Origin of the sequence: Pseudomonas guariconensis (genome assembly GCF_040822035.1) — a bacterium.
GTDB classification, from domain to species: Bacteria; Pseudomonadota; Gammaproteobacteria; order Pseudomonadales; family Pseudomonadaceae; genus Aquipseudomonas; species Aquipseudomonas guariconensis.
On record NZ_CP162012.1, the window covers coordinates 4,793,685 to 4,819,047 of the forward strand.

The following is a 25,363-nucleotide window of genomic DNA, read 5'->3' on the forward strand; positions in this document are numbered from 1 at the left end:
TCAACCCAGTGGACAGGCAATGGCCAGACCGACAAAGACCAGATCGGGCACCACCCGAACCTGAGGAACGGCATCTCTTACCAAAGGCGCATCCCCACCGGTAAGGAACGCCGTGAATGACTCACCCCATAACACCTGTGCTTGCTCAATCTGCGTACGCGCAAAACCCTGCAACATCAACACGCACCCGCGCTCGACAGCTTCCACGGTGGAGCGTCCCGGCACGAGACTGATCAAAGCTCGCTCAGCTGAAGCATCGTCGTAACGAATCCGACGGGTGTGGGTGCGCAATTGGCTACGCATCAGCGGCATACCCGGGCAAATGTAACCGCCCAAATGCTGCCCGTCCGCAGCGACGAAGTCCGCCTTGGCTGCGGTGCCCAAGTCGATGACCAAGCACGCCCCTTTTGCCAGATGGTACGCACCCAGTGCCGCCAACCAGCGATCCATACCCAGTCGCTGATAATCGTCGTATCCATTGCGCACGCCCGCCATTTCACGGGCAGGATGAGCGACTAGCACCCGGACACCGAAATGCTGTGCCAACTGTAGGCAAAGCGCGTCGGTTTCTTCTTCGCTGCGCACACTCACCATCCGGCTACCACTGAGGCGCACGGAAGGCAACGCTGACACTTCGGCCAGCAGTGCCTGATCAGAATCGACTATGCCTCCACCCACAATGGTCGCATCGCCGGCATGAATTACACGCCACTTGATGAAACTATTTCCGCAGTCGAGCTCAAGAATCATCACGCAACCTCAAACTGAGCTCTCCAGCACTAAAGCTCTTTTCCACACCTTCGACCTCGAGACGCAAGGCGCCTAGCCCATCAACCCCAAGCATCACACCATCGATACGGTTACTACCTGCAATCAGGGACACTGTGCGCCCCTGCCACAGGTTTGCCTGCTCCCACTCTTCCTGGAATGCCGCAAACCCGTAACGACGATGACGGGCCAACTCATGCTGCAGTTGCTGGTTGAGTTGCGCGACCAGACGGTTGCGGTCGATTGACCCACCTACCTCACGCTTCATCGAAGTCCACTGCTGATCGACCCGGTCATTGCTCTGCATGTTCACATTGATACCGATACCCAGCACTACATGACATACATCTGCAGGATCGCCGACCAACTCCAACAGGATGCCCGCAATTTTCCGCTCTCCCACCAGCACATCATTCGGCCATTTCAAGCCGGCAGCATCCAAACCGAACACCTGCAAGGTGCGCATGACCGCCAATCCTACGACCAGGCTCAGCCCTTCGAGCTGGCGCATGCCGCCTTCGACCCGCAGAACCAGGCTGTAATAGAGATTCTCAGCGAAAGGACTCACCCATTGGCGCCCGCGCCGACCCCGGCCAGCTGTCTGTTGCTCCGCCAAAACGAGAAACGGCGCGGATTCGCCCCGAGCAATAAGACGTAGAGCTTCGGCATTGGTGGAATCTATTGTCTCGTGAATCCAAAGCGGCCAATGATCGCCCCGGCCGTGCTCATGGATAACCTCAGACTCGAGCAAAGTCAGCGGTACGGCCAATTGATAGCCACGACCACGCACCTTGTGAATAACAAGGTTCAATTCGCTTTCCAGGTGCTGCAGCTGCTTCCACACGGCGCTGCGACTCACCCCCATTGCTTCCCCTAGGGCCTGCCCGGAATGGAACCGGCCATCCTTGAGGAGATTCAACAACTTCAGCATGCCAGTCTCGACTTGGAATTAGGCTGGCATGATAGCCACGGCCCGGGGGCTTGCATAGGAAAAGGGCCCACAGAAAGGCAGTACTCGAGCAACAGAGGGAGAAAATGGTCGGAACCAGAAAAGACAAAACCCCTACCTGCTCACGCAGATAGGGGTTTTGTGAAATGAATCTTGACGATGACCTACTCTCACATGGGGAAGCCCCACACTACCATCGGCGATGCATCGTTTCACTGCTGAGTTCGGGATGGGATCAGGTGGTTCCAATGCTCTATGGTCGTCAAGAAATTCTGTTGCCAGACTGTCTTATGACACTCCAGCCAATTCGGATATGTGATCGTTGTGGTTGCGAACTTTCGGTTCTTTCGTCTTCACCACCGCAATCTGCAGAAGCAAATTGCTTGGGTGTTATATGGTCAAGCCTCACGGGCAATTAGTATCGGTTAGCTCAACGCCTCACAGCGCTTACACACCCGACCTATCAACGTCGTAGTCTTCGACGGCCCTTTAGGGGATTCAAGATCCCAGTGAGATCTCATCTTGAGGCAAGTTTCCCGCTTAGATGCTTTCAGCGGTTATCTCTTCCGAACATAGCTACCCGGCAATGCCACTGGCGTGACAACCGGAACACCAGAGGTTCGTCCACTCCGGTCCTCTCGTACTAGGAGCAGCCCCTCTCAAATCTCAAACGTCCACGGCAGATAGGGACCGAACTGTCTCACGACGTTCTAAACCCAGCTCGCGTACCACTTTAAATGGCGAACAGCCATACCCTTGGGACCGGCTTCAGCCCCAGGATGTGATGAGCCGACATCGAGGTGCCAAACACCGCCGTCGATATGAACTCTTGGGCGGTATCAGCCTGTTATCCCCGGAGTACCTTTTATCCGTTGAGCGATGGCCCTTCCATACAGAACCACCGGATCACTAAGACCTACTTTCGTACCTGCTCGACGTGTGGGTCTCGCAGTCAAGCGCGCTTTTGCCTTTATACTCTGCGACCGATTTCCGACCGGTCTGAGCGCACCTTCGTACTCCTCCGTTACTCTTTGGGAGGAGACCGCCCCAGTCAAACTACCCACCATACACTGTCCTCGATCCGGATCACGGACCTGAGTTAGAACCTCAAGGTTGCCAGGGTGGTATTTCAAGGATGGCTCCATGAGAACTGGCGTCCCCACTTCAAAGCCTCCCACCTATCCTACACAAGCAAGCTCAAAGTCCAGTGCAAAGCTATAGTAAAGGTTCACGGGGTCTTTCCGTCTAGCCGCGGATACACTGCATCTTCACAGCGATTTCAATTTCACTGAGTCTCGGGTGGAGACAGCGCCGCCATCGTTACGCCATTCGTGCAGGTCGGAACTTACCCGACAAGGAATTTCGCTACCTTAGGACCGTTATAGTTACGGCCGCCGTTTACCGGGGCTTCGATCAAGAGCTTCGCTTGCGCTAACCCCATCAATTAACCTTCCGGCACCGGGCAGGCGTCACACCCTATACGTCCACTTTCGTGTTTGCAGAGTGCTGTGTTTTTAATAAACAGTCGCAGCGGCCTGGTATCTTCGACCGGCATGGGCTTACGGAGCAAGTCCTTCACCCTCGCCGGCGCACCTTCTCCCGAAGTTACGGTGCCATTTTGCCTAGTTCCTTCACCCGAGTTCTCTCAAGCGCCTTGGTATTCTCTACCCGACCACCTGTGTCGGTTTGGGGTACGGTTCCCAGTTATCTGAAGCTTAGGAGCTTTTCTTGGAAGCATGGCATCAACCACTTCGTCGCCTAAAGGCAACTCGTCATCAGCTCTCGGCCTTGAAATCCCGGATTTGCCTAAGATTTCAGCCTACCACCTTAAACTTGGACAACCAACGCCAAGCTGGCCTAGCCTTCTCCGTCCCTCCATCGCAATAACTGGAAGTACAGGAATATTAACCTGTTTTCCATCGACTACGCTTTTCAGCCTCGCCTTAGGGACCGACTAACCCTGCGTCGATTAACGTTGCGCAGGAAACCTTGGTCTTTCGGCGTGCGAGTTTTTCACTCGCATTGTCGTTACTCATGTCAGCATTCGCACTTCTGATACCTCCAGCAAGCTTCTCAACTCACCTTCACAGGCTTACAGAACGCTCCTCTACCGCATCACCTAAGTGATACCCGTAGCTTCGGTGCATGGTTTGAGCCCCGTTACATCTTCCGCGCAGGCCGACTCGACTAGTGAGCTATTACGCTTTCTTTAAAGGATGGCTGCTTCTAAGCCAACCTCCTAGCTGTCTAAGCCTTCCCACATCGTTTCCCACTTAACCATGACTTTGGGACCTTAGCTGACGGTCTGGGTTGTTTCCCTTTTCACGACGGACGTTAGCACCCGCCGTGTGTCTCCCATGCTCGGCACTTCCAGGTATTCGGAGTTTGCATCGGTTTGGTAAGTCGGGATGACCCCCTAGCCGAAACAGTGCTCTACCCCCTGGAGTGATACATGAGGCGCTACCTAAATAGCTTTCGAGGAGAACCAGCTATCTCCGAGCTTGATTAGCCTTTCACTCCGATCCACAGGTCATCCGCTAACTTTTCAACGGTAGTCGGTTCGGTCCTCCAGTCAGTGTTACCTAACCTTCAACCTGCCCATGGATAGATCGCCCGGTTTCGGGTCTATACCCAGCGACTAAACGCCCTATTAAGACTCGCTTTCGCTACGCCTCCCCTATTCGGTTAAGCTCGCCACTGAATATAAGTCGCTGACCCATTATACAAAAGGTACGCAGTCACCTAACAAAGTAGGCTCCCACTGCTTGTACGCATACGGTTTCAGGTTCTATTTCACTCCCCTCTCCGGGGTTCTTTTCGCCTTTCCCTCACGGTACTGGTTCACTATCGGTCAGTCAGTAGTATTTAGCCTTGGAGGATGGTCCCCCCATGTTCAGACAAAGTTTCTCGTGCTCCGTCCTACTCGATTTCATTGATAAGAGACTTTCGTGTACGGGGCTATCACCCACTATGGCCGCACTTTCCAGAGCGTTCCACTAATCTCAAATCAACTTAAGGGCTGGTCCCCGTTCGCTCGCCACTACTAAGGGAATCTCGGTTGATTTCTTTTCCTCAGGGTACTTAGATGTTTCAGTTCCCCTGGTTCGCCTCTTGCACCTATGGATTCAGTACAAGATACCTAGGTTATCCTAGGTGGGTTCCCCCATTCAGAGATCTCTGGATCACAGTCTGTTTGCCGACTCCCCAAAGCTTATCGCAGGCTACCACGTCTTTCATCGCCTCTGACTGCCAAGGCATCCACCGTATGCGCTTCTTCACTTGACCATATAACCCCAAGCAATCTGGTTATACTGTGAAGACGACATTCGCCGAAAATTCGCATGTTGCTCAATAAAGAGCAGAACTCACAAATTTTACCTTAGCCTGATGGCCCACCAGTGAAAGTGGTCATCAGTCTATCTATCACATATCCGAATTTTTAAAGAACGATCTGACAAAAGTCAGAAATCAACATTCACATTGGAATGTCATTTCTAAGTTCTGCAGGTAACGGCAAGTGGTGGAGCCAAGCGGGATCGAACCGCTGACCTCCTGCGTGCAAGGCAGGCGCTCTCCCAGCTGAGCTATGGCCCCGTAGTCATCTGCACCAAGCTAATGGTAGGTCTGGGCAGATTTGAACTGCCGACCTCACCCTTATCAGGGGTGCGCTCTAACCAACTGAGCTACAGACCTATAACAGGGTCGCGTTACAGCATCGTCTTCTTCAAGGAATCAAGCAATTCGTGTGGGAGCTCATCAGCAGGCTGATGTCTTCGATTAAGGAGGTGATCCAGCCGCAGGTTCCCCTACGGCTACCTTGTTACGACTTCACCCCAGTCATGAATCACACCGTGGTAACCGTCCCCCCGAAGGTTAGACTAGCTACTTCTGGTGCAACCCACTCCCATGGTGTGACGGGCGGTGTGTACAAGGCCCGGGAACGTATTCACCGCGACATTCTGATTCGCGATTACTAGCGATTCCGACTTCACGCAGTCGAGTTGCAGACTGCGATCCGGACTACGATCGGTTTTGTGAGATTAGCTCCACCTCGCGGCTTGGCAACCCTCTGTACCGACCATTGTAGCACGTGTGTAGCCCAGGCCGTAAGGGCCATGATGACTTGACGTCATCCCCACCTTCCTCCGGTTTGTCACCGGCAGTCTCCTTAGAGTGCCCACCATGACGTGCTGGTAACTAAGGACAAGGGTTGCGCTCGTTACGGGACTTAACCCAACATCTCACGACACGAGCTGACGACAGCCATGCAGCACCTGTGTCAGAGTTCCCGAAGGCACCAATCCATCTCTGGAAAGTTCTCTGCATGTCAAGGCCTGGTAAGGTTCTTCGCGTTGCTTCGAATTAAACCACATGCTCCACCGCTTGTGCGGGCCCCCGTCAATTCATTTGAGTTTTAACCTTGCGGCCGTACTCCCCAGGCGGTCAACTTAATGCGTTAGCTGCGCCACTAAAATCTCAAGGATTCCAACGGCTAGTTGACATCGTTTACGGCGTGGACTACCAGGGTATCTAATCCTGTTTGCTCCCCACGCTTTCGCACCTCAGTGTCAGTATCAGTCCAGGTGGTCGCCTTCGCCACTGGTGTTCCTTCCTATATCTACGCATTTCACCGCTACACAGGAAATTCCACCACCCTCTACCATACTCTAGCTCGCCAGTTTTGGATGCAGTTCCCAGGTTGAGCCCGGGGCTTTCACATCCAACTTAACGAACCACCTACGCGCGCTTTACGCCCAGTAATTCCGATTAACGCTTGCACCCTCTGTATTACCGCGGCTGCTGGCACAGAGTTAGCCGGTGCTTATTCTGTCGGTAACGTCAAAACAGCAAGGTATTAACTTACTGCCCTTCCTCCCAACTTAAAGTGCTTTACAATCCGAAGACCTTCTTCACACACGCGGCATGGCTGGATCAGGCTTTCGCCCATTGTCCAATATTCCCCACTGCTGCCTCCCGTAGGAGTCTGGACCGTGTCTCAGTTCCAGTGTGACTGATCATCCTCTCAGACCAGTTACGGATCGTCGCCTTGGTGAGCCTTTACCTCACCAACTAGCTAATCCGACCTAGGCTCATCTGATAGCGTGAGGTCCGAAGATCCCCCACTTTCTCCCGTAGGACGTATGCGGTATTAGCGCTCCTTTCGGAACGTTGTCCCCCACTACCAGGCAGATTCCTAGGCATTACTCACCCGTCCGCCGCTGAATCAAGGAGCAAGCTCCCGTCATCCGCTCGACTTGCATGTGTTAGGCCTGCCGCCAGCGTTCAATCTGAGCCATGATCAAACTCTTCAGTTCAATACTGCTTGGGTTTTTAAGAAACCCTAAACTTGGCTCAGCAATCTCAAATGACTATGTGATTTCTCGCATGGCCACTTGTGATGCTGATAATCTTGGCGACGATCAGTCCGTACTCACAAGCACCCACACGAATTGCTTGATTCGATTGTTAAAGAGCGAGTTGGTTAAGCGCTTTGCTCAACCGAGGCCGCGCATTCTACGCTTTCCTCTAAGTCTGTCAAGCGTTTATTTTGAAGTTTTTTCCGAGAAACCCGTTCAACTTCAACCGCTTAACTCGCTGCGATCTCTCGTAGCGGGAGGCGAATCATACAGCGTTAAAACCTGCTGTCAACTGCCTTTTTCACCGCTGCCGATCAGAAGACCGAAGCCCTTCCGATACTACCTGAAGCGTTCAACTCGTTGATTATCAAGGAGTTTTGCGTTTCGACTGCGTCGGAAGTGGGCGCATTATAAGGGGATTCGAAACCCCGTCAACACTTATTTTCAAAAAACCTTAATCCGGCTGAAAAGCAAAACGGGGAGGCCTGACGGCCTCCCCGCTTCTATATAGCTACTCCCAAAAATTTGGAAGCCGCCCTTACTCGGCTTTCAAGGTAATGCGAGCGAAAGCTTTCTTACCCGCCTGGCAAACATGGGTCGCCCCGATGGCAAAGACGAAACCACGATCGACAACCACGCCATCCACCTTCACCCCACCTGCATTGAGCAGATCGCGAGCAGCGGCAGAGTTTTTCACCAGCCCCGCCTTGTTCAGCACCGCGGCGATCGGCATGTCTTCTGGTGCGGCCACCTCGATCTCTGGCAGGTCCTCCGGCAGCTCGCCATCCTTCATGCGGTTGCCCGCAGCACGATGGGCATTGGCCGCAGCCTCTTCACCATGGAAGCGCGCCACAATCTCTTCGGCCAGCTTGATCTTGATGTCGCGCGGGTTGGCACCCTTCTCCACATCGGCTCGGAACTGGTTGATCTCTTCCATGGAGCGGAAGCTCAGCAGCTCGAAATAACGCCACATCAAGGTGTCCGGAATGGAGACCAGCTTGCTGTACATCACCCCCGGAGCTTCCTGGATGCCGACATAGTTGCCCAGAGACTTGGACATCTTCTTGACGCCATCAAGCCCTTCAAGCAAAGGCATGGTGACAATGTTCTGCGCCTCCTGGCCATAGGCACGCTGCAACTCGCGCCCCATCAGCAGGTTGAACTTCTGATCGGTACCACCAAGCTCCACGTCCGCCTTGAGCGCAACCGAGTCGTATCCCTGCACCAGCGGATACAAGAATTCATGGATCGCAATCGGTTGGTTGCTGCTATAGCGCTTGTCGAAGTCATCGCGCTCGAGCATGCGCGCAACAGTGTACTGGGAGGCCAGTCGAATGAAGTCGGCCGGCGTCAGCTTGTCCATCCAGGTAGAGTTGAACGCGACTTCGGTCTTGGCCGGATCAAGGATCTTGAATACCTGCTGCTTGTAGGTCTCGGCGTTATCCAGCACCTGCTCCCGGGTCAACGGCGGGCGGGTCGCGCTCTTGCCACTCGGGTCACCGATCATGCCAGTGAAGTCACCGATCAGGAAAATGACCTGATGCCCAAGGTCCTGGAACTGGCGCAGCTTGTTGATCAGCACAGTATGGCCCAGATGCAGGTCCGGCGCAGTCGGGTCGAAGCCCGCCTTGATACGCAGGGGCTGGCCGCGCTTGAGCTTCTCCACCAGTTCCGACTCGACCAATACCTCTTCCGCACCGCGCTTGATAAGCGCCAGCTGCTCTTCAACCGACTTCATAGACAGACCCGCAAGGCTCAGATTCAAGGGGAGCCAACCATACAAGATCGGCCATCAATTACAAGTTTCGCAAAGGAATGTGACCCGGATGACGCATTGCGGCGTCTACGCGCCCTTGCGCGAAACCGGATTTGGTTATATTTTATACAGTTATTTCATCTTCATCATGTCATTCATCTTTTCCATTTCACCTTTTTCAAAGTCACCTCACCTATGACCAACGAGACGCCTAAAGCGCCCCCGCTTTATCCGAAAAGCCATTTGTTGGCCGCCAGCGGCATTGCCGCCTTGCTCAGCCTGGCTTTGCTGGTATTTCCCTCCAGCGAAGTCGAAGCCAAGAAGACCACCCTCAGCCTGGAGCTGGAAACGCCGGCCGAGCAGTTGAAGGACGAGTCCAAGGCCGCCCCGCTGGTTCAAGCCGAGAACGACGAAGGCTCTCCTTTTGCCCAAGTCGAAGAGGGCGAACCACCCACCAAGCAGGCTGAGCAACAAGCGCCAGCTACCGAGGAAAAAGCCAAGGAGACCGCCGAGGCCAAGCTGCCCGGCCATCGTGAAGTCGCGGTCGCGCGCGGCGATACCCTCTCCACACTGTTCGCCAAGGTTGGTTTGCCAGCCAACGTAGTCCATGACGTCCTGGCAAGCGGCAAGCAGGCCAAGCAGTTCAGTCAGCTAAAGCATGGGCAGGTCCTGCAGTTCGAACTCGACGAAGACGGCCAACTGGCCAGCCTGCACAGCAAGATCAGCAACCTCGAGACCATACGCCTGACCAAAACAGCCAAGGGCTACAGCTTCAACCGGGAAATCAGCAAGCCGGTGGTGCGCACTGCCTATGCCCATGGCGTGATCAAAAGCTCGCTGTCGGCTTCCGCCAAGCGCGCCGGCCTGTCCCACAGCATGACCATGGACATGGCCCGCGTCCTTGGCTACGACATCGACTTCGCCCAGGACATCCGCCCTGGCGATGAATTCGACGTGGTGTACGAGCAGAAGGTCATGGACGGCAAGGTGGTCGGCACCGGCAACATCCTGTCCGCGCGCTTCACCAACCGCGGCAAGACCTATACCGCTGTGCGCTACACCAACAAGCAGGGCAACACCAGCTACTACACCGCCGACGGCAACAGCCTGCGCAAAGCCTTCATCCGTACGCCGGTGGATTACGCCCGCATCAGCTCGCGCTTCTCCGCTGGCCGCAAGCACCCGATCCTCAACAAGATCCGCGCTCACAAGGGTGTGGACTACGCCGCACCACGGGGCACGCCGATCAAGGCCGCCGGCGACGGCAAGGTACTTCTGGCAGGCCGCCGCGGTGGCTATGGCAATACCGTGATCATCGCCCACGGCAACTCCTACAAGACCCTTTATGGTCACATGCAGGGCTTTGCCAAGGGCATCAAGACCGGCAGCTCGGTCAAGCAAGGCCAGGTGATCGGTTACATCGGCACCACCGGCCTGTCCACGGGTCCACACTTGCACTACGAGTTTCAGGTCAATGGCGTTCACGTCGACCCGTTGAGCCAGAAGGTGCCCATGGCCGACCCGATTGCCCGCTCCGAGCGCCAGCGCTTCCTGCAGCAGAGCCAACCCCTGATCGCCCGCATGGATCAGGAAAAGGCCACCCTGCTCGCCGCCAACAAGCGCTGAACCATGGCGCTTTATCTGGGTGTGATGTCCGGAACCAGCCTAGATGGTTTGGACATCGCACTGATCGAACAACGCGAGCAGACCCACCTGCTCGCCACTCACTACACCCCCATGCCTTCTGATCTTCGTCAGGCGCTGCTTGCCCTCTGTGCCAGCGGCCCTGACGAGATCGCGCGTGCCGCATTGGCGGAGAACCGCTGGGCTAGCCTCGCCGCCGAAGGCATAAAACAGCTCTTGGCAAGCCAAGGCCTGGGCGCCAGCGCCATCCGTGCAATCGGCAGCCACGGTCAGACCATCCGCCACGAGCCGGCCCGTGGATTCACTGTACAGATTGGCAATCCGGCATTGCTGGCCGAGCTGACGGGCATCTGCGTTGTCGGTGATTTCCGCCGTCGTGACGTGGCCGCGGGAGGCCAAGGCGCCCCGTTGGTGCCTGCATTCCATGAGGCGCTGTTCAGCCACCTGGGGCAACGCGTGGCCATTCTGAACGTGGGCGGGTTCAGCAACCTCAGCCTGATCGAGCAAGACCAACCGGTCCGTGGTTTCGACTGCGGCCCAGGCAACGTGCTGCTGGACGCCTGGATCGAACGCAAGCGCGGCCAAACCTATGACGCCGATGGCGCCTGGGCCGCCAGCGGCCAGATCATCGATACGTTGTTGGACAAGCTTCTGGCGGACCCCTTCTTTGCAAGCAGCGGCCCCAAGAGCACCGGCCGTGAAGTGTTCAACCTTCCCTGGCTGGACGCCCATCTGGCAGCGCTGCCAGCCTATCGGGACGAAGATGTACAGGCCACGCTGCTGGAACTGACCGCCCGCAGCATCATTGACTCGCTGCTTGGCGCCCAATCAGGCACCGAGGCCCTGCTAGTCTGTGGTGGTGGTGCTCGCAATAGCGCATTGATGGGTCGCCTGGCAGCGCTGCTGCCTTGTGCCCAGGTCAGCAGCACAGCCGCCCATGGCGTGGACCCGGACTGGGTCGAAGCCATGGCCTTCGCATGGCTGGCCCATTGCTGCCTCGAACGCATCCCGGCCAACCGCCCCAGCGTGACCGCCGCCCGGGGGCTGCGCGTTCTCGGGGCGATCTATCCAGCCTGACGAACCTGCACAACGCAAAACGCCGCGCAATTGCGCGGCGTTTTCGTTGCAGGGCCCGGCCTCAGATCGAGAACGAGGAACCGCAACCGCAGGTGGTGGTGGCATTGGGGTTCTTGATCACGAAACGCGAACCTTCAAGGCCTTCTTGGTAGTCCACCTCGGCGCCTGCCAGGTATTGGAAGCTCATCGGGTCCACTACCAGGGATACACCCTCGCGCTCGACGATGGTGTCGTCCTCGGCCACTTCTTCATCGAAGGTGAAGCCGTACTGGAAGCCAGAGCAACCGCCGCCCGTCACGAACACACGCAGCTTCAGGCGATCATTGCCTTCCTCGCTGACCAGGGTCTTCACCTTGTTCGCAGCACCTTGGGTAAATTCCAAAGCCGTGGGGGTGAAGGTTTCGACGCTCATGTTGACTCTCCCGGCGCAGTGTCGCCATAAAACTCGATGACGCGCATTATCCGCTTCTCCGAGAAAATTGGTCAACAATACGAAAGCTGCAAGTGACAAGCTACAAGCGGAAAGCCAATCCCGGCGTGCTCACTTGTAGCTCGAGGCTTGCAGCTTACCGCTGCGCTTAGGGCAGCAGACCCGCATGGGAGAGCCCCATGCGCTCGTCCAGACCGAACAGGATATTCAGGTTCTGTACCGCCTGGCCGGAAGCGCCCTTGACCAGGTTGTCGATCACCGACAGCACCACCACCAGGTCGCCCCCCTGAGGACGATGTACAGCGATGCGGCAGACATTGGCACCACGTACGCTGCGGGTCTCAGGATGGCTACCAGCCGGCATCACATCGACGAACGGCTCATCGGCATAGCGCTTCTCGAACAGCGCCTGTAGATCGACGGAAGTGTCGGCGACGGTCGCGTAAAGGGTCGCGTGAATACCGCGAATCATCGGCGTGAGATGCGGCACGAAGGTCAGCCCGACTTCCTTGCCAGCGGCTTGACGCAGGCCCTGGCTGATCTCCGGCAGATGGCGATGGCCCTTGACCGCGTATGCCTTCATGCTTTCGCCTGCTTCACAGAACAGTGAACCTACGGCTGCGCCACGCCCCGCCCCGCTCACCCCGGACTTGCAGTCCGCAATCAGTCGCGATGGATCAGCCAGGCCTGCCTCCAGCAGCGGCAGGAAACCCAGCTGAGTGGCGGTCGGATAGCAACCGGGCACTGCGATCAGGCGGGCCTGGCGGATCTTCTCGCGGTTGACCTCTGGCAGGCCATACACCGCATCCTTGAGCAGTTCCGGCGCACCATGGGGCTGGCCGTACCACTTGCCCCACTCCACGGCATCCTGCAGACGGAAATCCGCGGACAGGTCGATGACCTTGGTCCCGGCAGCCAGCAATTCGCCAGCCAGTGCGTGGGCAACCCCATGGGGCGTGGCGAAGAACACCACGTCACAGGCGCCCAAGGTCTTGCTGTCCGGCACGCTGAAGGCTAGGCCATCATAATGACCGCGCAGGTTCGGATACATGTCGGCGACCGCGACGCCCGCCTCGGAGCGCGACGTGATGACAGCGACCTCGGCCTGTGGGTGCTGTGCCAGCAGGCGCAACAGTTCGACACCGGTGTAACCCGTGCCGCCAACGATACCGACCTTGATCATAACGCTTGCCCCTTCTTCAACGAGCCCACTGGAAAGCGCACGATAATAGGGGTGCGGGGCCTCTGTAACAACTCTTCGGATGCCCCATTGGACGCTTGACCGTTACTATCTGACGACCGTGAATCCTGAAGGAACTCCCCCATGCTTTATCTATGGATCAAGGCCCTGCATATCGTCAGCGTGGTCTGCTGGTTCGCCGGGCTGTTCTACCTCCCGCGCCTGTTCGTCTACCACGCCCAAAGTCAGGACAGCCTCAGCCTGGACCGCTTCGTCACCATGGAACGCAAGCTGTATCGCGGCATCATGAACCCAGCGATGATCGCCACTTACGTCTTCGGCGCCTGGATGCTCTACCTCAATCCTGGCTGGCTGAGCCAGGGCTGGCTACACGCCAAGCTCACCCTGGTGGCGCTGTTGACCGTCTACCACCATATGTGCGGCGCCCAGCGCAAACGCTTCGCTGCTGGCACCAATACTCGCGGGCATGTGTTCTACCGCTGGTTCAACGAAGTGCCGGTGCTGTTTCTGCTGGGCATCGTGATCCTGGTAGTGGTCAAGCCGTTCTGAGCCCGAAGGATCATGTGCTGGCAGGCCCTGAGGCTCGGGGCTGAGCCGGTAGCAAAAGGCAACACCTTCTCCGGCCACGCTGTACACTAGTCGCCCTTTTTCGGCCTCAGGAGCCTTGCATGACCCGTTACGCCATGATTACCGGTGCTTCCAGCGGCCTAGGGCTTGCCCTGGCGGAAGCCCTGGCACGGCGTGGGCGCAACCTGATCTTGGTGGCACGCCACCGCGAGACCCTGGAGCCGGTCGCCATCGAGCTGACCCAGCGCTTCGGCGTCGAAGTGCTGTTCCGGGCTTGCGACCTGAGCCAACCCCTACGCCTGTCGGGCTTCGTCCTGGAGCTCGAAGAAGGCGAGCGACACATCGACCTTTTGGTCAATTGTGCCGGCCAGCGGACCTATGGGCCGTTTCTCGCCCATGAATGGGCCGACGAACAAGATCTGCTGGAGGTCAACGTCCTCGCCCTGAGCCGCCTGTGTCATGCCATTGGCAACCTGATGGCTTTGCACGGAGGCGGACAAATCCTCAATGTCGCAGCCCTGGCCAGCGCCGCGCCCGGCCCGTGGATGGCCACCTACGCAGCCAGCAAGGCCTATGTGGTGAGTTTCTCCGAGGCGCTTCGCGAGGAGCTCAAGCGCACCGGAATCAAAGTCTCGGTCCTGTGCCCCGGGCCTGTGCGATCCTCGCGCCGACGCATCCCTCGGCTGGACGACAGCGCGCGCTGCCTGAGCCCGGAAGAAGTGGCGCTCTATACCGTACGCGCGCTGGACAAGAACCGCGCCCTGATCATGCCTGGACGACGCAACCGCTGGCTGGCGGCGATGCCTCGCCTGATGCCACGCTGGCTCACGCGCAAGCTGGCCGGCGTCATCCATCGGCGCTACTGCCCGGTCGGCGTCGAATAGCCACTGGGCGAGCGTCGTCGTGCTGGGTACACTCGGCCCGGACACTCACCATGGAGTACGAGCTGTGGAGACTATCTTCACCAAGATCATCAACCGGGAGATCCCGGCGAAGATCATCTACGAGGACGACCAGGTTCTGGCCTTCCACGATATCGCCCCGCAGGCACCTGTGCATTTTCTGGTCATCCCGAAAAAGCCCATCCGCACCCTCAACGACCTGACCGAGGAAGACAAAGGCCTGGCCGGCCATATCCTGTTCACGGCCCAGCGCCTGGCCAAGGAACTCGGCTGCGAGGATGGCTTCCGTGTGGTCATGAACTGCAATGAGCTGGGCGGCCAGACGGTCTACCACATCCACATGCACGTGCTCGGCCAGCGCCAGATGCACTGGCCGCCGGGCTGATCCAGGGCAACCGTCCCCTTCCCGATTGCGGTAAACTGTCGGGCACACTCTAGCGGAGGTGCCCGATGGCTACCGAACGTCACTACTCGCCGCTCGACCGCTTGTTGCTGCAGGCCGATACTGCCATGCGCACCTTGCTGCCCTTCAGCGGCCAACCTGCCCGCCCATCCCCGGCCATCGTCCAACCCGATGCCGAACTGGACGAAAGCCAAACCCGCCATATTGCCGGCCTGATGCGGATCAACCATACCGGTGAAGTCTGCGCCCAGGCGCTGTACCAAGGCCAAGCCTTGACCGCCAAGTTGCCTGAGGTGCGCAAGGCCATGGAGCATGCCGCCGAAGAAGAAGTCGACCACCTGGCTTGGTGCGAGCAACGCATCCGCCAGCTTGGCAGCCACCCGAGCGTGCTCAACCCGCTGTTCTATGGCATGTCCTTCGGCATCGGCGCCCTTGCCGGCCTGGTCAGCGACAAGGTCAGTCTCGGCTTCGTCGCAGCGACCGAACACCAGGTATGCAAGCACCTGGACGAGCACCTTGAGCAACTGCCCCAGGAGGATGAAAAGTCCCGGGCCATTCTCGAACAGATGCGTGTCGATGAAGAACAGCACGCCGAGTCTGCACTCGAAGCCGGCGGCTACCGCTTCCCAGCCCCTGTGCGCTTCGGCATGAGCCTGATGGCCAAGGTGATGACCAAAAGCACCTACCGCATCTGAAGGGCACGAACATGACGGAACGTTTCGACGCCAAGGACCTGGCTCGCGCGGTGGGCGCAGGTGTTCTTCAACCGGGCCAGGACCAGGCCTTGTTAGCCTTCCTGCGCCAGCAACCGCATACCCGCGGTACTTTCCAGCTTGCCCATGTGGCGTTCTACTTCGGCGCATTACTGATCATGGGCGCCATGGGCTGGCTGCTCACCGAAGCCTGGATGAGCATCGGCGATTCGGCGCTGCTGGGCGTTTCCTCGCTCTACATCGCCTTGTTGACGCTGCTCGCCCTTAGGCTGCAAAGCCGGAAGCAACCCATTGCCGCTGGCGTGCTGGCCGCAGTCGCCGTGAGCATCGTGCCCTTGGCAGTGTTCGCCATCGAGCGCCTTGCCGGTTGGTGGCCACTCGACGATACCCAGAGCGAGTATCACCAGTACTACACCTACGTACAGGGCGGCTGGGTACTGATGGAGGCGGCCACGGTGGTGGCGGGCTTGTTGATGCTGCGCCTGGTCCCCTTTCCCTTCATCGTGATGCCGATGGCCGTGGCCCTGTGGTTCATGTCCATGGACCTCAGCGAATGGTTCTTCGGTTCACCGTTCAGCTGGGAACAGCGTCGCACGGTCTCGTTGTGGTTCGGTCTGACGCTACTGGCGGTCTTCATCGTGATCGATGGGCGAACCCGCCGGGACTACGCAGGCTGGGGCTATCTGGCGGGACTGGCGGCATTCTGGGGCGGACTGACGCTGATGGACAGCGGCAGCGAGCTGGGCAAGGCGTTGTATTGCCTGGTCAATCTTGGCCTGATGGGCTTGGCGGTACTGTTGCGTCGGCCGGTGTTCATGGTTTTTGGTTCCATGGGCGTGGCGGCCTACCTGGGCTACCTCTCCTATGACGTGTTCGCCGAGTCGCTGCTCTTCCCGCTGGTGCTGACCGTGATCGGCCTGGGCGTGATCGGGCTGGGTTTGCTGTACCAGAAAAAGCGTGAGCAACTGAGCCAGTCGCTACGGGCACACCTGCCAAGATGGTTGCAGCAAGCGCTGCCCGCACTTCGTAACTGAACAGGCTTGGGGCTGCAAAGCAGCCCCGACCGGTCATTCAACCCAGCTCGACGATCTCGTAGCCGTGTGTGATTTCCACGCCAGCGCGATCGAGCATGATCGAGGCCGAGCAGTACTTCTCCGCCGACAGTTCCACCGCGCGCTTGACCTGAGCTTCCTTAAGCCCGCGCCCCTTGACCACGAAGTTCAGGTGGATCTTGGTGAATACCTTGGGGTCTTCGCTGGCGCGCTCGGCTTCCAGGAAGGCCTCGCAGCTCTCCACGGCCTGGCGGGACTTCTTGAGGATGCTCACCACGTCGAAGCTACTGCAGCCGCCCAGGCCGAGCAGCAACATTTCCATGGGGCGTACACCCAGGTTGCGTCCGCCTGCCTCGGGCGGGCCATCCATGACCACGACATGGCCGCTCCCCGATTCGCCGAGGAACATCGCTTCACCGGCCCACTGGATGCGTGCCTTCATGTATCTGGACTCCAAGATGCTTGAGAAAGGTCGTCAGCTTAGTCTTTGTGGCGCTCTCGGAAAAGCGCAATGCGAGCGCCTTTAAAGCCATTGCAAGTGGCAGTGTCTGATAAGCTGACGCCAAATGACTGGCGCTCGTCGCCAACGTCCTATAAAAAGTGCAATGCCTCGCCCCGAACAGGATTTCGTGATGGTTGCCTCCGCTCTACCTGCCAAGATCAAGAATATCGACAAGCTGCTCGCCCACTGCCAGCGCCGCCGTTACGCCGCCAAAAGCAACATCATCTGCGCAGGCGACCGGGCTGAAACGTTGTCCTTCATCATCAAGGGTTCGGTGACTATCTTGATCGAGGATGACGATGGCCATGAAATGATCATCGCCTACCTCAATAGCGGGGATTTCTTCGGTGAGCTGGGCTTGTTCGAGTCCGCAGGACAAGAGCAGCAGCGCAGCGCCTGGGTCCGCGCCAAGACTGAGTGCGAGGTAGCTGAAATCAGCTACGACAAGTTCCGTGATCTGGCCCGCCAGGACCCGGACATCCTCTACGCCCTGGGCAGCCAGATGGCCCAGCGCCTGCGAAATACCACCCGCAAGGTGGGCGACCTGGCTTTCTTCGATGTCACCGGCCGAGTGGCCCGATGCCTGCTTGACCTGTGCAAGCAGCCCGATGCCATGACCCACCCGGACGGCATGCAGATCAAGATCACCCGTCAGGAGATCGGCCGCATTGTCGGCTGCTCACGGGAGATGGTCGGCCGCGTGCTCAAGGACCTTGAAGAGCGCAGCCTGGTGCAGGTCAAGGGCAAGACCATGGTGGTCCACGGCACCCGTTAGTCGCGAGGGATCGCCGCGATCACCTCATTGTAGGCCTGACTCAGGCGCTCGAACCACGGCGCCTCGGGCACCACTTCGTGCAGAGCGATATGGCTGTCGGCACGGCAACGCTGCTCCAGATCACAGCATTCATTGAAGCGGTTGACCGCCGCGACCATCGATTCTCGCTCGTTGTCCAGTAACAGCGCGCCGTGCACCAGCACCACCGCACGCTTTCCGCCTAAGCCCTGGCGCCAGCGCTGGGCAGTACCGACCAGCTTGCGACCATTGAGATTGACGTTATACCGACCGTCGCAGAACGCGCCGTCGATCTCGCCGACCGAAGCCACGCCGCCCCACTCGCGCAGCACATCGCACAGTGGTAGGCACAGGCGCTCATAGGCATTTTCGATGCGCCCGTGATCTCCTTCACTGCGCGGCGCAACGTAGACCAACGCCACATTCACTGTCGAATGGGACTGAGGCACCGGCTCGCCGCCCGTTTCGCGCAAGAGCACAGGCCACCCGGCAATGGCCAGCTCAGAGCAGGCGGCCTCGAAGTTGTCCAGGCGGCTCATGCGTCGAGGCATCACCAGGGCGTGGTCGGTCGGGCGCCAGAACAGCACACCCGCGTCACGCTCGCCACGGCATACCGCCGCCAGCAGCTCCTGCTCGGCGTGCAGGCCTTGTTCGACGGTCAGCGCCAGCGGTCGTTCGGTCATTGATCCACCTAAAGATGTTGGTTGCACAAACCCTTTCATGGGCAAACCCGCTCCCATGGGATTTTCGTTGCGTTCAGGCTGCGAAGAGCAGGCATACAAAAAAGCCGGCAAACGCCGGCTTCGATCGATCAGTCCAGTTCCTGAACCACGGTTTTCACCGCGCGCTCGGGGAAGAACAGTCGCTGCAGCTCCAGCCCAGGCTGCTCGGCACGCATGAACGCCTCACCGACAAGGAACGAATAGACCTCGTTGATTTCCATCAGCTCCACATCGGCACGGTTGAGGATACCGCTCTCGGTAATCGCCAGGCGGTCACGCGGAATGCGTGGTAGCAGGTCCAGCGTGGTCTCCAGGCTGACCTCGAAAGTATGCAGGTTGCGGTTGTTGACCCCGACCAGCGGAGTATCGAGGGTGTTCAACGCGCGCTCCAGCTCAGCAGCGTCGTGCACCTCGACCAGAACATCGAGCCCGACAGACTTGGCGGTAGCAGCCAGTTCAGCCATGCGTACGTCATCCAGCGCGGCGACGATCAGCAAGACGCAATCGGCGCCCAGGGCCCGGGCCTCGACCACTTGGTAAGGGTCGATGAGAAAGTCCTTGCGGATCACCGGCAGCTTGCATGCCGCGCGGGCCTGCTGCAGGTAGGCATCGCCGCCCTGGAAGTAATCCACATCGGTCAGTACCGAAAGGCAGGTCGCCCCGCCCTTTTCATAGCTGACGGCGATGTCGGCCGGAACGAAATGCTCGCGGATCACGCCTTTGCTGGGCGAGGCTTTCTTGATCTCGGCAATCACTGCCGGCTGCTTGCGCTTGGCCTGTGCGAGCATGGCGTTGGCAAAGCCTCTCGGGGCGTCGGCCGCCTTGGCCATTCGCTCCAGCTCGGCCAGGCCGACGCGGGCACTGCGTTCGGCCACTTCCTCGACCTTGCGGGCAAGGATTTTCTCCAGCACCGTCGGTACGCTCATGCTTCGTTCTCCTGCTTGAATACCGCGGTAAAAGCGCCCAACTCTTGCAGCTTCTCCCAGGCAAGGCCTGTGTGCAGCACGTCATGGGCAAGTTCTACACCGCTCTTGAGGCTCATGGCGTGGTCGGCGGCGTACAGCGCCGCGCCAGCATTGAGCACGATCATCTCGGCGGCCTTCTGGCCATTCTCGGTCTTGCGCCGGCCTAGGGCGTCACGGATCAGCTCCAGCGAGGCCTGCGGACCTTCGACAGCCAGACCGTGGAGGCTCTGGCTCTTCATGCCAAGGTCTTCGGGCTCGACCCAATATTCGGAGATCTGGTCATTCTTCAGTTCGGCCACGAAGGTCGGTGCAGCCAGGCTGAACTCATCCAGACCGTCCTTGGAGTGCACCACCAGCACATGCTTGCTGCCCAGGCGTTGCAGCACTTCGGCCAACGGGCGGCACAGGGCCTGGGTGAACACCCCGACCACCTGGTGTTTCACACCGGCCGGATTCGTAAGCGGGCCCAGCATGTTGAACAGGGTGCGCAGCCCCAGATCACGGCGCGGGCCGGCAGCATGCTTCATGGCGCTGTGGTGGGTCTGGGCGAACATGAAGCCGATCCCCAGGCTGTCGATGCAGCGGGCGACCTGCACGGGCGTCAGGTTCAGGTAGATTCCAGCGGCCTCCAGCAGGTCGGCACTGCCACTTTTGCCGGATACTGCGCGGTTGCCATGCTTGGCCACCGGGCAACCCGCTGCCGCGAGGACAAACGCCGACGCGGTGGACACGTTGAAAATATTGGCACCATCGCCGCCGGTGCCGACGATGTCGACCACACCGTCGAGGGTTTGCAGTTCTACCTTGCTGCACAGCTCACGCATCACCGATACGGCACCGACGATCTCGTCGATGCTCTCGCTCTTCATGCGCATGCCCATCAGGAAGGCACCGATCTGCGCCTCACTGCACTGGCCCGTCATGATCTGGCGCATGACAGCGCGCATTTCTTCGGTGGACAGATCCAGGTGGCCGACGATACGGCTCAACGCGCTCTTGATATCCATGTTCGCTCCTTAGCGATGGCCGCCGGTCTGCTTGAGGAAGTTGGCGAACAGTTCGTGGCCCTGCTCGGTGAGGATCGACTCGGGGTGGAACTGCACCCCTTCGATGTTCAGCGTCTTGTGGCGCAGGCCCATGATCTCGTCGACCGAGCCATCGGCATGGGCCGTCCAGGCAGTGATTTCCAGGCACTCGGGCAGGGTTTCGCGCTTGACCACCAGCGAGTGGTAACGGGTCACGGTGAGCGGGTTGTTCAAGCCGGCGAACACGCCCAGGTCGCGATGATGGACCGGGCTGGTCTTGCCGTGCATCACCTGGCGGGCGCGAACCACATCACCGCGAAAGGCCTGACCGATGGACTGGTGGCCCAAGCAGACGCCGAGGATCGGCAGCTTGCCGGCGAAGTGCAGGATGGCCTCGATGGAGACCCCGGCCTCGCTCGGCGTGCAAGGGCCAGGGGAGACGACGATGCGCTCGGGCTTGAGGGCTTCGATCTGGGCGATGGTCATTTCATCGTTGCGAATGACCTTGACCTCGGCGCCCAGCTCGCCCAGGTACTGGACGACGTTGTAGGTAAAGGAGTCGTAGTTGTCGATCATCAGTAACATCGGGCTGAACCTCTTGAATCTACTGACTTTGAATTCGAACCTTCCAATGCCGGTGCAAGCGCGGGCTGTCCCGCAGCGAGCGGTGGATGAAGCGACTGGAAGGCAAACGGGGGCGGGCCGGACGGGCCGGCAGGAGATAAAGTCAGGCGCGCCAACGCCAACGGGCGTGGGCCTTGATAACGCGCATCAAGAGTTTGCTGACGATCAACACAGAAGTAGGTCTCGCTTGTACGTCACGGCACAGTAGCCTACCGGGCCGGCGGGTGCAATATGCCCGTAAATACGGAGAAACGAATCCACTTGGATCGAATTCCCTCAGCTTTGTTAAGGTCAATCGGGCTGTTCCGACAAAAATAAAGAAAAGGACCTTCTCCAATGCGCAAAACACGCTTCATTCGTCCCCTGATGGGGCTTCTGGCCCTTTCCTGCAGCCAGGCCATGGCAGCGCCCTCGCCCTACTCCTCGCTCATCGTGTTTGGCGACAGCCTCAGCGATGCCGGACAGTTCGGGCTGCGCTTCACCAACCGCAATGCCGATGGCAGCTATGCACCGGTCACGCCGATGATCCTGGGGAACCGGCTGGGTGTACCCACCGACGAGCTCAACCCCTCCACTTCCATCGGCACCCGCCCCGACGGCAACAACTGGGCGGTCGGAGGCTACACAACGCAGCAGATACTCGACTCGATCACCGAGACCTCACGCACCATCATCCCGCCGGGACGTCCGGGTGCGGGTACGGTGCTGCGCGAGCGTGACGGCTACCTGGCCAATGGTTTGCGCGCCGCCCCTAACGCTTTGTACTACCTGACCGGCGGCGGCAACGACTTCCTTCAAGGGCTGGTCAATACCCCGGGCGACGCCGCTGCCGCCGGCGCGCGCCTGGCAGCCAGTGCGCAGGCCCTGCAACAGGGTGGTGCGCGCTACATCATGGTCTGGCTGTTGCCGGATCTGGGGCAGACACCCAACTACAGCGGCACGCCATTGGAAGGCCCGCTGTCGCAATTGTCTGGCGTGTTCAATCAATCATTGCTGAACCAGCTCGGCCAGATCGACGCACAGATCATCCCTCTGAACATTCCAGCCCTGCTTCAGGAGGCCTTGGCGAATCCAGCCGACTTCGGGCTGGCCACCGGCCAGAACCTGGTCGGCACCTGCTACAGCGGCGAAGGCTGCGTGGGTAACCCGGTGTACGGGGCCAACGGCATCACACCGGATCCCACCAAACTGCTGTTCAACGATTCGGTGCATCCGACCATCGCCGGTCAGAAACTGATCGCCGACTACGGCTATTCGATCCTTGCTGCACCCTGGGAGCTGACGCTACTGCCGGAAATGGCCCACGGCAACCTACGGGCCCATCAGGACGAGCTGCGCAACCAATGGCAGACACCCTGGCAGGCCGTTGGCCAATGGCAGCCCTTTGTCGCCACGGGCGCTCAGGACCTCGACTTCGACGACCAGCGCGGTGCCGCCAGCGCAGATGGACGCGGTTACAACCTGACCCTGGGCGGCAGCTACCGCCTCGACGACGCGTGGCGCATCGGCTTGGCGGCTGGCGTGAACCGGCAGAAGCTCGAGGTCGGAGAATACGACTCGGACTACAAGCTCGACAGCTATCTCGCCACGGTCTTTGCCCAATATCGCCAGCACCGCTGGTGGGCCGACGCGGCATTGACCGCAGGGCACCTGGACTATCACGACCTCAAGCGTACCTTCACGCTCGGCGTGGGGGAGCGCAGCGAGAAAGGCGACACGGATGGCGACCGGCCGGCTGGGTTACAACCTGGCGAGCGAGCACAGTGTCTGGCAGCTGTCGCCCTTCCTCAGCGCCGACTATGCCCGGGTCAAGGTCGACGGTTACGAGGAAAAGAGCGGGCGCTCCACAGCCCTGACCTACGATGACCAGGAACGCAGCTCGCGGCGTCTGGGGATAGGCCTGCAAGGTGGCTATCAGTTTGCGGCAGGTACCCGGTTATTTGTCGAAATCGCCCGAGAGCACGAATTCGAAGACGACCGCCAAGACCTGAGCCTGCACCTCACCAGCCTGCCAGCCCATGACTTCACACTCACCGGCTACACGCCGGACAGCAACCTGACCCGTGCCAGCCTGGGGCTGACCCATGAACTGGTGCCCGGTGTGCACCTGCGGAGCAACTACAATTGGCGCAAGAGCGATGCGCTGACCCAGCAAGGCGTCGGCCTGGCGCTGAGCTTGGACTTTTGAACGGAACTGGCGCCCTGCGGCAGATCCCGTTGCCTGTTTTGTGGGTAATCCCGCTCCTGCAGGACAGCGGACTCGTCAAAAGCACTCGAGAACCCGCGAAACAGGCCTGAGCGCCGCTGTCGCAACAGGCTCCGCACAGGCCCTCCAAAGAAGAACGGCGCCACCAGGGCGCCGTTCACTCATCTACTGCCCGTCAGGCTTGTGGCGTCTGCTCCGCCAAGGCCACCGCGCGGAACATGGCCCGACGCTTGTTGATGGTTTCTTCCCACTCAAGCGCCGGTACCGAGTCAGCGACGATGCCGCCACCAGCCTGCACATGCAGCTCGCCGTCCTTGATCACCGCGGTGCGGATGGCGATAGCGGTGTCCATGTTGCCATTCCAGGCAAGGTAGCCCACGGCGCCGCCATAGACGCCACGCTTGACCGGTTCCAGCTCGTCGATGATTTCCATGGCACGGATCTTTGGGGCGCCCGACAGGGTGCCAGCCGGCAGGATCGCGCGAAGCGCGTCCATCGCGGTCAGGCCTTCACGCAGTTGGCCTGTGACGTTGGAGACGATGTGCATGACGTTGGAGTAGCGCTCGATAACCATTTTCTCGGTCAGGCGCACGCTGCCGGTGGACGATACCCGGCCCACATCGTTGCGACCCAGGTCGATGAGCATCAGGTGCTCGGCGATTTCCTTATCATCGGACAGCAGATCGTCTTCCAGTGCCCGGTCGGCTTCTTCGGTGGCGCCGCGTGGACGGGTTCCGGCGATCGGTCGCACGGTGACCAGATTGTCCTCGACACGCACCAGCACTTCTGGCGAGCTGCCCACTACATGGAAGTCACCGAAGTTGAAGAAATACATGTAAGGCGTCGGGTTGAAGCAGCGAAGCGCTCGGTACAGGTCGATCGGCGCGGCCTTGAAGTCGATGGACATACGCTGGGACGGCACCACCTGCATGCAATCACCGGCCAGGATGTATTCCTTGATGCGCCCGACCGCGTTCTCGTAGTCCTCGCGGGTATAGCTGGAGCGGAATGCGGGCTCGGCGGCGAGCGGGCCGCTCAGGTCCAGGCCGCGACGCGGGGTGATCGGCTCGCGCAGCTTGGCCAGCAGCTCCTGCAGCCGCGCCTGGCCTTGCTCGTAAGCCTGTTCCTCGGCCGGGTCCACCAGCACGATCGCGTGCATCTTGCCCGCGAGGTTATCGAACACCACCACGGCATCGGAGACCATCAGCAGGATGTCCGGTACACCCAGCGGGTCCGGGTTCGGGCAGGCACCCAGGCGCTTTTCCACGTAACGCACGCAGTCATAGCCGAAGTAACCGACCAGACCACCGTTGAAGCGTGGCAGGCCCGGGATGTCAGCGACCTTGTAGCGATCCTTGAAGGTCTCGACGAACGCCAAAGGGTCCTCTACGTCATGGCTTTCCACCTGCACGCCGTCCTGCAGGACGCTCGCGTGGTAGCCATGCACACGCAGCACGGTGCGCGATGGCAGGCCGATCATCGAATATCGCCCCCACTTCTCGCCGCCCTGAACGGACTCGAGCAAATAGGAGTTGGGTTGGTCGGCAAGCTTCAGGTAGATCGACAGCGGCGTGTCGAAGTCAGCCAGGGTTTCGCAGGCCAGGGGAATGCGGTTGTAGCCGGCAGCGGCCAGGCGCAGGAATTCTTCGCGGGTCATGGGTAGCCTCGTGGCAAGCGGCAATGGGGTCGGGCAAGCGGACGGGCCGG

At 59.4% G+C, this 25,363-nt stretch carries 19 protein-coding genes, 2 tRNA genes, 3 rRNA genes and 1 pseudogene; 9 read left to right on the forward strand and 16 right to left on the reverse strand.

What is annotated here, in order from left to right; genetic code table 11:
• The 8 genes from AB1N67_RS22325 to tyrS all read right to left on the reverse strand — a co-directional run bounded on the left by AB1N67_RS22325 (position 1) and on the right by tyrS (position 8,812).
• Positions 1–750: a pantothenate kinase gene (locus AB1N67_RS22325; RefSeq protein WP_043215919.1), complete on the reverse strand. Its 750-nt coding sequence runs from the start codon at positions 748–750 to the stop codon at positions 1–3.
• Positions 740–1,699 carry a bifunctional biotin--[acetyl-CoA-carboxylase] ligase/biotin operon repressor BirA gene (birA, locus tag AB1N67_RS22330; RefSeq protein ID WP_102082513.1) on the reverse strand — a complete coding sequence of 320 codons (960 nt, stop codon included), beginning with the start codon at positions 1,697–1,699 and terminating at the stop codon, positions 740–742. The genes AB1N67_RS22325 and birA overlap by 11 nt, the downstream gene beginning before the upstream one ends.
• Before the next feature lie 169 nt (positions 1,700–1,868).
• Positions 1,869–1,984, reverse strand: a 5S ribosomal RNA gene (rrf, locus tag AB1N67_RS22335).
• 127 nt (positions 1,985–2,111) lie between these two features.
• A 23S ribosomal RNA gene (locus tag AB1N67_RS22340) occupies positions 2,112–5,002 on the reverse strand.
• Positions 5,003–5,235: 233 nt separating this feature from the next.
• A tRNA-Ala gene (locus tag AB1N67_RS22345) sits at positions 5,236–5,311 on the reverse strand.
• A 22-nt stretch (positions 5,312–5,333) separates the two neighbouring features.
• Positions 5,334–5,410, reverse strand: a tRNA-Ile gene (locus AB1N67_RS22350).
• 85 nt (positions 5,411–5,495) lie between these two features.
• Positions 5,496–7,032, reverse strand: a 16S ribosomal RNA gene (locus tag AB1N67_RS22355).
• Together the 16S, 23S and 5S rRNA genes with 2 tRNA genes alongside form the textbook arrangement of a ribosomal RNA operon.
• Before the next feature lie 580 nt (positions 7,033–7,612).
• Positions 7,613–8,812 carry a tyrosine--tRNA ligase gene (tyrS, locus tag AB1N67_RS22360; protein ID WP_043210472.1) on the reverse strand — a complete coding sequence of 400 codons (1,200 nt, stop codon included), beginning with the start codon at positions 8,810–8,812 and terminating at the stop codon, positions 7,613–7,615.
• A 213-nt stretch (positions 8,813–9,025) separates the two neighbouring features.
• Here tyrS and AB1N67_RS22365 point away from each other — a divergent pair, with 213 nt between their 5' ends.
• Together AB1N67_RS22365 and AB1N67_RS22370 are read left to right on the forward strand one after the other, a co-directional pair.
• Positions 9,026–10,456 (forward strand): peptidoglycan DD-metalloendopeptidase family protein, encoded by a 1,431-nt coding sequence (locus tag AB1N67_RS22365; RefSeq protein WP_090346178.1) that lies wholly within the window; start codon positions 9,026–9,028, stop codon positions 10,454–10,456.
• Between the two features lie 3 nt (positions 10,457–10,459).
• Positions 10,460–11,551 carry an anhydro-N-acetylmuramic acid kinase gene (locus AB1N67_RS22370; RefSeq protein WP_253131263.1) on the forward strand — a complete coding sequence of 364 codons (1,092 nt, stop codon included), beginning with the start codon at positions 10,460–10,462 and terminating at the stop codon, positions 11,549–11,551.
• Between the two features lie 61 nt (positions 11,552–11,612).
• On the opposite strand, the gene erpA is transcribed toward AB1N67_RS22370, so the two are convergent.
• Complete coding sequence (gene erpA, locus AB1N67_RS22375) at positions 11,613–11,963, reverse strand: iron-sulfur cluster insertion protein ErpA (RefSeq protein ID WP_043210464.1); 351 nt, start codon at positions 11,961–11,963, stop codon at positions 11,613–11,615.
• A gap of 166 nt (positions 11,964–12,129) precedes the next feature.
• Positions 12,130–13,164 (reverse strand): N-acetyl-gamma-glutamyl-phosphate reductase, encoded by a 1,035-nt coding sequence (gene argC, locus AB1N67_RS22380; protein ID WP_090346183.1) that lies wholly within the window; start codon positions 13,162–13,164, stop codon positions 12,130–12,132.
• 141 nt (positions 13,165–13,305) lie between these two features.
• On the opposite strand from argC, the gene hemJ reads away from it, so the two are divergent.
• The 5 genes from hemJ (at position 13,306) to AB1N67_RS22405 (ending at position 16,801) form a co-directional block, all read left to right on the forward strand.
• Positions 13,306–13,731, forward strand: a complete 426-nt coding sequence (gene hemJ / locus AB1N67_RS22385; RefSeq protein WP_043210459.1) for a protoporphyrinogen oxidase HemJ — start codon at positions 13,306–13,308, stop codon at positions 13,729–13,731.
• Between the two features lie 119 nt (positions 13,732–13,850).
• Complete coding sequence (locus AB1N67_RS22390) at positions 13,851–14,633, forward strand: SDR family oxidoreductase (protein ID WP_043210455.1); 783 nt, start codon at positions 13,851–13,853, stop codon at positions 14,631–14,633.
• 64 nt (positions 14,634–14,697) lie between these two features.
• A complete protein-coding gene (locus AB1N67_RS22395) occupies positions 14,698–15,036 on the forward strand; it encodes a histidine triad nucleotide-binding protein (protein ID WP_009408519.1) in 339 nt (112 codons plus the stop codon).
• Positions 15,037–15,101: 65 nt separating this feature from the next.
• Positions 15,102–15,749: a 2-polyprenyl-3-methyl-6-methoxy-1,4-benzoquinone monooxygenase gene (gene coq7 / locus AB1N67_RS22400; protein WP_043210450.1), complete on the forward strand. Its 648-nt coding sequence runs from the start codon at positions 15,102–15,104 to the stop codon at positions 15,747–15,749.
• Between the two features lie 11 nt (positions 15,750–15,760).
• On the forward strand, positions 15,761–16,801 hold the full coding sequence (locus AB1N67_RS22405) for a DUF2157 domain-containing protein (RefSeq protein ID WP_367863389.1): 1,041 nt from the start codon (positions 15,761–15,763) through the stop codon (positions 16,799–16,801).
• Positions 16,802–16,838: 37 nt separating this feature from the next.
• Here the strand turns inward: AB1N67_RS22405 and AB1N67_RS22410 are convergent, their stop codons facing one another.
• Positions 16,839–17,261 (reverse strand): OsmC family protein, encoded by a 423-nt coding sequence (locus AB1N67_RS22410; protein ID WP_028689009.1) that lies wholly within the window; start codon positions 17,259–17,261, stop codon positions 16,839–16,841.
• Between the two features lie 190 nt (positions 17,262–17,451).
• On the opposite strand from AB1N67_RS22410, the gene crp reads away from it, so the two are divergent.
• Positions 17,452–18,096, forward strand: coding sequence for a cAMP-activated global transcriptional regulator CRP (gene crp, locus AB1N67_RS22415; RefSeq protein ID WP_367863390.1), 645 nt, complete (start codon positions 17,452–17,454; stop codon positions 18,094–18,096).
• Here crp and AB1N67_RS22420 read toward each other — a convergent pair.
• The 4 genes from AB1N67_RS22420 to AB1N67_RS22435 all read right to left on the reverse strand — a co-directional run bounded on the left by AB1N67_RS22420 (position 18,093) and on the right by AB1N67_RS22435 (position 21,411).
• Positions 18,093–18,797 carry a lipoate--protein ligase family protein gene (locus AB1N67_RS22420; protein WP_090346190.1) on the reverse strand — a complete coding sequence of 235 codons (705 nt, stop codon included), beginning with the start codon at positions 18,795–18,797 and terminating at the stop codon, positions 18,093–18,095. The two genes, crp and AB1N67_RS22420, sit on opposite strands and share 4 nt — an antisense overlap.
• Positions 18,798–18,925: 128 nt before the next feature.
• A complete protein-coding gene (trpC, locus tag AB1N67_RS22425; RefSeq protein WP_043210439.1) occupies positions 18,926–19,762 on the reverse strand; it encodes an indole-3-glycerol phosphate synthase TrpC in 837 nt (278 codons plus the stop codon).
• Complete coding sequence (trpD, locus tag AB1N67_RS22430; protein ID WP_070571925.1) at positions 19,759–20,808, reverse strand: anthranilate phosphoribosyltransferase; 1,050 nt, start codon at positions 20,806–20,808, stop codon at positions 19,759–19,761. Before trpD ends, trpC begins: the two co-directional genes overlap by 4 nt.
• A gap of 9 nt (positions 20,809–20,817) precedes the next feature.
• Positions 20,818–21,411 (reverse strand): aminodeoxychorismate/anthranilate synthase component II, encoded by a 594-nt coding sequence (locus AB1N67_RS22435; protein WP_367863391.1) that lies wholly within the window; start codon positions 21,409–21,411, stop codon positions 20,818–20,820.
• Between the two features lie 375 nt (positions 21,412–21,786).
• Between AB1N67_RS22435 and estP the strand changes: the two are divergent.
• A pseudogene (estP, locus tag AB1N67_RS22440) lies at positions 21,787–23,638 on the forward strand (esterase EstP).
• A 193-nt stretch (positions 23,639–23,831) separates the two neighbouring features.
• On the opposite strand, the gene trpE reads toward estP, so the two are convergent.
• Positions 23,832–25,313: an anthranilate synthase component I gene (gene trpE / locus AB1N67_RS22445; protein WP_043210427.1), complete on the reverse strand. Its 1,482-nt coding sequence runs from the start codon at positions 25,311–25,313 to the stop codon at positions 23,832–23,834.
• Positions 25,314–25,363 lie beyond the last annotated feature (50 nt).

Excerpts from the sequence above, each read along its gene's own strand:
- AB1N67_RS22325 (WP_043215919.1), bottom strand. The coding sequence starts at position 750 with ATGATTCTTGAGCTCGACTGCGGAAATAGTTTCATCAAGTGGCGTGTA.
- birA (WP_102082513.1), bottom strand. The coding sequence starts at position 1,699 with ATGCTGAAGTTGTTGAATCTCCTCAAGGATGGCCGGTTCCATTCCGGG.
- tyrS (WP_043210472.1), bottom strand. The coding sequence starts at position 8,812 with ATGAAGTCGGTTGAAGAGCAGCTGGCGCTTATCAAGCGCGGTGCGGAA.
- AB1N67_RS22365 (WP_090346178.1), top strand. The coding sequence starts at position 9,026 with ATGACCAACGAGACGCCTAAAGCGCCCCCGCTTTATCCGAAAAGCCAT.
- AB1N67_RS22370 (WP_253131263.1), top strand. The coding sequence starts at position 10,460 with ATGGCGCTTTATCTGGGTGTGATGTCCGGAACCAGCCTAGATGGTTTG.
- erpA (WP_043210464.1), bottom strand. The coding sequence starts at position 11,963 with ATGAGCGTCGAAACCTTCACCCCCACGGCTTTGGAATTTACCCAAGGT.
- argC (WP_090346183.1), bottom strand. The coding sequence starts at position 13,164 with ATGATCAAGGTCGGTATCGTTGGCGGCACGGGTTACACCGGTGTCGAA.
- hemJ (WP_043210459.1), top strand. The coding sequence starts at position 13,306 with ATGCTTTATCTATGGATCAAGGCCCTGCATATCGTCAGCGTGGTCTGC.
- AB1N67_RS22390 (WP_043210455.1), top strand. The coding sequence starts at position 13,851 with ATGACCCGTTACGCCATGATTACCGGTGCTTCCAGCGGCCTAGGGCTT.
- coq7 (WP_043210450.1), top strand. The coding sequence starts at position 15,102 with ATGGCTACCGAACGTCACTACTCGCCGCTCGACCGCTTGTTGCTGCAG.
- AB1N67_RS22405 (WP_367863389.1), top strand. The coding sequence starts at position 15,761 with ATGACGGAACGTTTCGACGCCAAGGACCTGGCTCGCGCGGTGGGCGCA.
- AB1N67_RS22410 (WP_028689009.1), bottom strand. The coding sequence starts at position 17,261 with ATGAAGGCACGCATCCAGTGGGCCGGTGAAGCGATGTTCCTCGGCGAA.
- crp (WP_367863390.1), top strand. The coding sequence starts at position 17,452 with ATGGTTGCCTCCGCTCTACCTGCCAAGATCAAGAATATCGACAAGCTG.
- AB1N67_RS22420 (WP_090346190.1), bottom strand. The coding sequence starts at position 18,797 with ATGACCGAACGACCGCTGGCGCTGACCGTCGAACAAGGCCTGCACGCC.
- trpC (WP_043210439.1), bottom strand. The coding sequence starts at position 19,762 with ATGAGCGTACCGACGGTGCTGGAGAAAATCCTTGCCCGCAAGGTCGAG.
- trpD (WP_070571925.1), bottom strand. The coding sequence starts at position 20,808 with ATGGATATCAAGAGCGCGTTGAGCCGTATCGTCGGCCACCTGGATCTG.
- AB1N67_RS22435 (WP_367863391.1), bottom strand. The coding sequence starts at position 21,411 with ATGTTACTGATGATCGACAACTACGACTCCTTTACCTACAACGTCGTC.
- trpE (WP_043210427.1), bottom strand. The coding sequence starts at position 25,313 with ATGACCCGCGAAGAATTCCTGCGCCTGGCCGCTGCCGGCTACAACCGC.